This window comes from Corallococcus sp. CA047B (assembly GCF_003612065.1).
Lineage (GTDB): Bacteria > Myxococcota > Myxococcia > Myxococcales > Myxococcaceae > Corallococcus > Corallococcus praedator.
This window is the reverse complement of record NZ_RAWD01000462.1, coordinates 1-5,794: the sequence shown is the minus strand read 5'-3', so window position 1 is coordinate 5,794 and position 5,794 is coordinate 1. Positions and strand designations below refer to the sequence as shown.

8 protein-coding genes are annotated in these 5,794 nt (G+C 70.9%); 1 reads left to right on the top strand and 7 read right to left on the bottom strand.

Going from position 1 to position 5,794, the window contains the following annotated elements:
• Positions 1–965 (top strand): hypothetical protein (locus tag D7X74_RS38865; RefSeq protein ID WP_120537999.1); only part of this gene is annotated, 965 nt, incomplete at its 5' end.
• A gap of 59 nt (positions 966–1,024) precedes the next feature.
• Here D7X74_RS38865 and D7X74_RS38860 read toward each other — a convergent pair.
• The 7 genes from D7X74_RS38860 to hisH form a co-directional block, all read right to left on the bottom strand.
• On the bottom strand, positions 1,025–1,468 hold the full coding sequence (locus D7X74_RS38860) for a DofB protein (protein ID WP_120537998.1): 444 nt from the start codon (positions 1,466–1,468) through the stop codon (positions 1,025–1,027).
• Positions 1,469–1,688: 220 nt separating this feature from the next.
• Positions 1,689–2,306 carry a bifunctional phosphoribosyl-AMP cyclohydrolase/phosphoribosyl-ATP diphosphatase HisIE gene (gene hisIE / locus D7X74_RS38855; protein ID WP_120537997.1) on the bottom strand — a complete coding sequence of 206 codons (618 nt, stop codon included), beginning with the start codon at positions 2,304–2,306 and terminating at the stop codon, positions 1,689–1,691.
• Positions 2,303–3,085: a histidinol-phosphatase gene (hisN, locus tag D7X74_RS38850; RefSeq protein WP_120537996.1), complete on the bottom strand. Its 783-nt coding sequence runs from the start codon at positions 3,083–3,085 to the stop codon at positions 2,303–2,305. The genes hisIE and hisN overlap by 4 nt, the downstream gene beginning before the upstream one ends.
• Entirely contained in the window at positions 3,082–3,846 is a 765-nt protein-coding gene (gene hisF / locus D7X74_RS38845; protein WP_370450859.1) for an imidazole glycerol phosphate synthase subunit HisF, read from the bottom strand. Before hisF ends, hisN begins: the two co-directional genes overlap by 4 nt.
• Positions 3,843–4,394 carry an imidazoleglycerol-phosphate dehydratase gene (locus D7X74_RS38840; protein WP_120537994.1) on the bottom strand — a complete coding sequence of 184 codons (552 nt, stop codon included), beginning with the start codon at positions 4,392–4,394 and terminating at the stop codon, positions 3,843–3,845. Before D7X74_RS38840 ends, hisF begins: the two co-directional genes overlap by 4 nt.
• Positions 4,391–5,107, bottom strand: coding sequence for a HisA/HisF-related TIM barrel protein (locus D7X74_RS38835; RefSeq protein WP_120537993.1), 717 nt, complete (start codon positions 5,105–5,107; stop codon positions 4,391–4,393). The genes D7X74_RS38840 and D7X74_RS38835 overlap by 4 nt, the downstream gene beginning before the upstream one ends.
• Positions 5,104–5,697 (bottom strand): imidazole glycerol phosphate synthase subunit HisH, encoded by a 594-nt coding sequence (hisH, locus tag D7X74_RS38830; protein ID WP_120537992.1) that lies wholly within the window; start codon positions 5,695–5,697, stop codon positions 5,104–5,106. The genes D7X74_RS38835 and hisH overlap by 4 nt, the downstream gene beginning before the upstream one ends.
• Between the last annotated feature and the right edge of the window lie 97 nt (positions 5,698–5,794).

Here is a 5,794-nt window from a genome sequence, read left to right as displayed (position 1 = left end):
GCCTGGACGCGGAGCTGGCGAACGTCCTCGCGTCCCCTCCCCCCACGAAAGGCGAGGCCAGCCTCGGCTGGTTCGGGATGCTCCGTCAGGTTGACGACTGTCCCACCCCGCCCGCCGCGGCCTGCGCGCGGAGTGCCGGCCTGTTCCCCTACGCCACGCTGAACTTCGAAGGGGAGACAACGCCCCGGAAGATGCTCGAAACGCTGTGCGAGCGCTGCGCGCCCCAGGACAACCCCTGCGCGTCGGCCGTGACGCGCGCGTTGCAGGAGGCGGCACGTCGCGGCAGGCAGGACCTGGAGCTGATCCGCTGGAGCCTGGAGCACTCGGGGGCGGCGATGGTCACCGCCTGCCAGGACCTCGCCCGCCTGGCCGTGGGGCCCGCCGCCCTGTCGGGGCCGGATGTGGAGCCGCCCCTCCTGGCGCTGCTGGAGGAGCTGGCGCCCACGTGCGTGAAGACGGAGCAGCTGCCCGCGCCGCTCCTGAACGCGGCGGCGGTGCAGCAGGGCGCGCGGGCGCCCCGGCTCGCGTCGCTGTTCACCGGACGCACGGTGGAGACAGGGCCCATCGAACCGGATCAGACGGGCGGTCCGGGGGACGCGTTCCGGGCGTTCGATAAGGACGAGCTGTCAGGCGTGAAGCTGCCGGTGGGCACGGGCAGTGGCGGAACAGAGGGCGTGCTGCGGCTGGGCTACGCGCCGTCGCTGAAGCACATGGTGTCGTTCCAGGTGCGCGCCACGGGGCCGGGCACGCTGCGCGCCATCATCCGCACGCCGCAGGGCGTGGGACGCAGGGACAGCGAGGGCGGGGCCTTCCACGTCGATCCCACCGTCTGCCGCTTTCGCGGGACGGGGCGATGGGAGATCTGCAAGCCCGCCGTTCCGCTGCTCGACGTGGACGCGGTGAGCGTCCTACCGGAGCGGCCGGGCGTGGAACTGAAGGAGCTGGAAATCATCGGCGCCCGGTAGCGCGGGCGCCAGCAATCACGCGGCGTCGGAGCGGGGGTCCGACGTCGCTCGCGTGGGACTCAGGCGATGAGGCCGCGCTCGCGCGCAGTCTTGAAGATGCCGGACGCGTCGCGCTTCAACGCGGTAGAGACGTCCTTGACGATGGCGTCCGCCGACTTGGCGACCGACAGGTAGTTGTCGAACGTGCGCGTGAGGATGAGCACGCCCGAGATGATGACTCGCTGGAGGTTGTGCTGCAGGTCCGTGCCCTCGTACACCAGCCAGGACTGCTCACAGAACCGCCGGCCCTCGGCCACCATCTGGTTCAGGTGCGCGCGCTCGGTCGCGTCCGGAACCTTGGCCTTGGGGCTGATGGAGGCGATGTACAGAACGTTCGTTCCCAGCCGCTGGGTCGCCTCCTCCATCTGCGCCATGATGGCCGCGACGTCGTCCTTCGTCGGCGGGTTGTGCCAACGAGAGAAGAACACGCGGTCGATGAGTTCGGATTGGTACGTGGAAGTCACGAATCCTCCGGTGAAGCGAACGCTGAGAACTGGGGCGCCTCGTCTGGCGCGGCCCGCGCCGCAGGCCGGATTCTGTACCAGGATCGCAAGGGCGGTTGAAGAGTAGCGGACACACTCCTGTACCTTTGGCGCGCCTGTGTGCCAGCCACGCTGTCCAGCTGCAGTACAGCTGGACAACTCCGCCTGGGTCGCAACCGACACGCCCCGTTTTTCGGGCTGATCAGCGCTGCGCGGGACGTGCGCGGGCGGCCAGCACGGCTTTCACGTCTTCCAGGGTGAGCCCCAGCGGACGGATGGCGACGAGCACGTGGTAGAGCACGTCGGCTGCTTCCTCGGCGGCCCGGTGTGGATCCGCATCCGCGCAGGCCGTCACCAATTCCGCGGCCTCTTCGCCCAGCTTCTTCAGGCGCAGGTTGCGGTCCTCCAGCAGCCGCCGCGTGTAGCTCGGCTTCTCCCCTTCCGTTGAGGGCGTGGCCACGCGCTGGGCGAGCGTCGCGTCCAGGTGCGCGAGCGCATCCCAGCGGCCTTCACCGAAGCAGGTCTCATCGCCGGTGTGACACGCGGGACCGGCCTTCTCCACGCGAGCGAGCACCGCGTCGCCGTCGCAGTCCGCGCGCAGGGACACGACCTTCTGGGTGTTTCCGCTGGTGGCGCCCTTGTGCCAGAGGCCGCGCGTGCGGGAGCGGTAGTGCATCTCGCCGGTGGCGAGCGTGAGCTCCAGGGCCTCGCGATCCGCGTGCGCCACCATGAGGACGTCGCCGGTGCGCGCGTCCTGCGTCACCACTGTGACGAGCCCCTGTCCCTTGTCGAAGTTCAACGCCGCCACGTCCAGCTTCACGGTCTGCCTCCCGCGCCCAGCACTTCGCGCACGCGCGCCGCGAGCGCCGCGTTGGTGGCGATGCCGTCGCCGCCGAACGCCGTGCGCTGACCCTTCCAGTCGGTGAACACGCCCCCCGCCTCCTCGATGATGGGTTGCAGCGCCGCCGCGTCCCAGGGCGACAGGCCTTCGTCCACCATGGCCTCCGCGCGCCCGGTGGCGACGAGCAGGTAGCCGTAGCAGTCGCCCCAGGTGCGGGAGAGGGACGCCTGCCGCGACAGTTCGCGCCAGGCCGCGCCCTTCGTGGGGTTCTGGAGGAAGCGCTCGTCGGTGATCAGCACCACGGCCTGGGACAGCTCGGCCTGGGACGACACGCGTGCGGCGGTCCCGTTCCAGAAGCAGCCGAGGCCCGGGGATGCGACGAGCATTTCGTTGACGGCCGGGAAGTACGCCGCGCCCGCGAGGATGCGCTCGCCTTCCGCCACCGCCACCAGCGTGCCCCACAGGGGGACGCCTCGGATGAAGGTCTTCGTTCCGTCGATGGGATCGAGGATCCAGCGGCGCTTCGCGCCGGGCCGCGTCTCACCGAACTCCTCGCCCAGGAGGCCGTCATCCGGGAAGCGCTCCTCCAGCCACTGGCGAGCGGTCCATTCGGCGGTGCGATCCGCCACCGTCACGGGGGTGCCGTCGCTCTTGGTGTCCACGGCGATGCCGCTTCGGAAGAAGCCCAGCGCCACGTCACCGGCCTTGCGCGCCACGTCGCCAGCGGCCTCCATCAGGTCTCGGGAATCCACATTCATGTCGTGCTCCGGATGGGAAGGCCGCTGTCGCGCAGCAGGGATTTGAGGGCGCCGACCGTGGTGAGGCCGTCGTGGAGGATGCCCGCCACCAGGGCTGCGTCCGCTCCGCCCAGGGTCAGGGCCTCGCGCACGTGCTCCGCTCGGCCCGCTCCGCCGGAAGCGATGACGGGCACGTTCACGGCGTCCGCCACCTCGCGCGTCAGGCCCAGGTCGTAGCCCGTGCGAGCGCCGTCACGGTCGATGCTGGTGAGCAGCACCTCCCCTGCTCCGCGTCGGACGCACTCCCTCGCCCAGGCCACTGCGTCCAGGTCGGTGGGGCGCCGTCCGCCGTGCGTGTAGACGCGGTAGCGCGCCCCGTCCCGCTTCGCGTCGATGCTCGCCACCACGCACTGGGCGCCGAAGCGCTCCGCGCAGCCGGTGAGCAGTTCGGGCGTGGCCACCGCCGCGGAGTTGATGCTCACCTTGTCCGCTCCGGCCCGAAGTGCCCGGCCCACGTCGTCCACCGTGCGCACGCCTCCGCCCACCGTGAGCGGGATGAACAGGCGCTCCGCGGTGCGCTGGACCAGGTCCCACAGCGTCTCGCGCTCCTCCGCGCTCGCGGAGATGTCCAGGAACGTCACCTCGTCCGCGCCCTCTTCCTCGTAGCGCAGCGCCAGTTCCACGGGGTCCCCCACGTCGCGCAGGCCCTCGAACTGGACGCCCTTCACCACGCGTCCGCCCTTCACATCCAGGCAGACGATGAGCCGTCGGCTGAGCATCACGTCACCTCCAGGGAGACACTGCCCTTCATGCTGAAGACGACGCCGGAGTCCACCATCGCGTCCCGAAGCGCGAGCCCCAGCGCCTTGAAGGCCGCTTCGGTGAGGTGGTGGCTGTCCCGGCCACGCAGGACGCGCAGGTGCAGCGTGATGCGCGAGTGCTCGCAGAACGAGCGCATCCAGTGCTCGTACAGCCGGTTCTTCAACGGGCCCCGGTAGTAGAAGCGCCCGCCCGCGTCCAGGCACGCCTGCACCAGCGCGTCGTCCATGGGCACGGTGCGCTCGCCATAGCGCGCCGCCGTGGCTGGCACCACGCGTTGCACGGCGGTGCCCAGGGTGATGGCCACGTCCTCCATCAGGTGGTGGCGCAGGTCGCCCCGCGCGTGCAGCGTCAGGTCCAATCCCGCGTAGCGCGCGAAGGTGGAGAGCATGTGGTCGAAGAACTTCAGGCCCGTGTCCACCCGGGCCACGCCCGAGCCCCGCGCCAGCTCCACCGTGACCTTCGTTTCCTTCGTCTCCCGGACGACCCGGGTGTTCGTTCCCGTGCTCATTGCGCGAACTCCTGCGCGACCGCGCGCGCGTCCAGCCGTCCCGTGTACAGCGCCATGCCCACCACCGCCCCGTGCGCGCCCACCTTCGCGAGCGCCCGCAGGTCCTCCAGGGTCGTCACGCCTCCGGACGCGTAGAGCCGGTGCCGGCTCGTGCGAGCCACCTCTTCCATCAAGGGCAGGTCCACGCCTCCCAGCTGCCCCTCCTTGTGCACCGCCGTGACGAGCATCCCGCCCAGCGGCAGCGGCTCCAGCGCGGACAGCACGTCGCGGATGTCCCGGGCACTGCCCGACGTCCAGCCGCGCGTCACCACCTCACGGCCCTTCACGTCCGCGGCCACCACCACGCGTCCCGGGAAGCGCTCCGTGACTTCGCTGAGCCACGCGAGGTCCTCGATGGCGCGGGTGCCGACGACGACCGAGGACGCCCCGCCCGCGAGCACCGCCTCCACGCGCGAGCCATCACGCACGCCGCCGCCCACCGTGAAGGTGAGCCCCGGGGCATGAGACACCAGCCGCGTCACGACGTCCGCGTTGGACCCCTTGCCCAGCGCCGCGTCCAGGTCCACGACATGGAACGTGCGGAAGCCCAGGGCCAGCCACTGCTTCAGTGCCTCCAGCGGATCATCCACGCGCACGCGCTCCGCTTCATAGGAGCCGCCCACCAACTGCACGCACGCACCTTCCCTCAAGTCGATGGCCGGAATGGCGATCACGGGGCCACCTCCTTCAGGAACGCCTGCACGAAGCGCACGCCCGCCTGGGAGGACTTCTCCGGGTGGAACTGCACGCCCAGCACCTTCCCGCGCCGCACCGACGCTGGGAACCGATCCTCCTCGTGGGTCGTCCAGCCCACGACGTCCGCCGGATCCACTGCGCGACAGACATAGCTGTGCGCGAAGTACACGGAGGCCAGCTTCGCGGACGCCAGCGCCCGGTCCTCCTCCACGTCGTTCCACCCAATCTGCGGAACCTGCCGCGCCGTCAGCCGGGTCACCCGCCCCTGGAAGTAGCCCAGCCCCTGGCCCGCGCCCTCGTCGCTCTCATCGAAGAGCAACTGCATGCCCAGGCAGATGCCCAGGCACGGCAGGCCCGCGTCCAGGGCGCGCCGCATCGCCTCGCGTCCCGGGGCCAGCCGCGCCGCCGCCGCGCCGAACGCGCCCACGCCCGGCAGCACCAGCATATCGGTGTCGAGCGCACGCAGCGGATCCTCCTGCACCCGCACGTCCACGTCCGGCGCGGTGGCCAGGGCCTTCGCCAGCGAGTGCAGATTTCCAGCGCCATAGTCGAACAGGGTCACTCGCATCACAGCGCCTCCTTGAGCGCCTTCAGCGCCGTCGCCATCAAGGGCCAGGGACCACTGCCGATGCGCAGCGCGTCCCCCACCCCGGCGAGTCCTTCGA

Excerpts from the sequence above, each read along its gene's own strand:
- hisN (WP_120537996.1), bottom strand. The coding sequence starts at position 3,085 with ATGAATGTGGATTCCCGAGACCTGATGGAGGCCGCTGGCGACGTGGCG.
- D7X74_RS38840 (WP_120537994.1), bottom strand. The coding sequence starts at position 4,394 with ATGAGCACGGGAACGAACACCCGGGTCGTCCGGGAGACGAAGGAAACG.
- hisH (WP_120537992.1), bottom strand. The coding sequence starts at position 5,697 with ATGCGAGTGACCCTGTTCGACTATGGCGCTGGAAATCTGCACTCGCTG.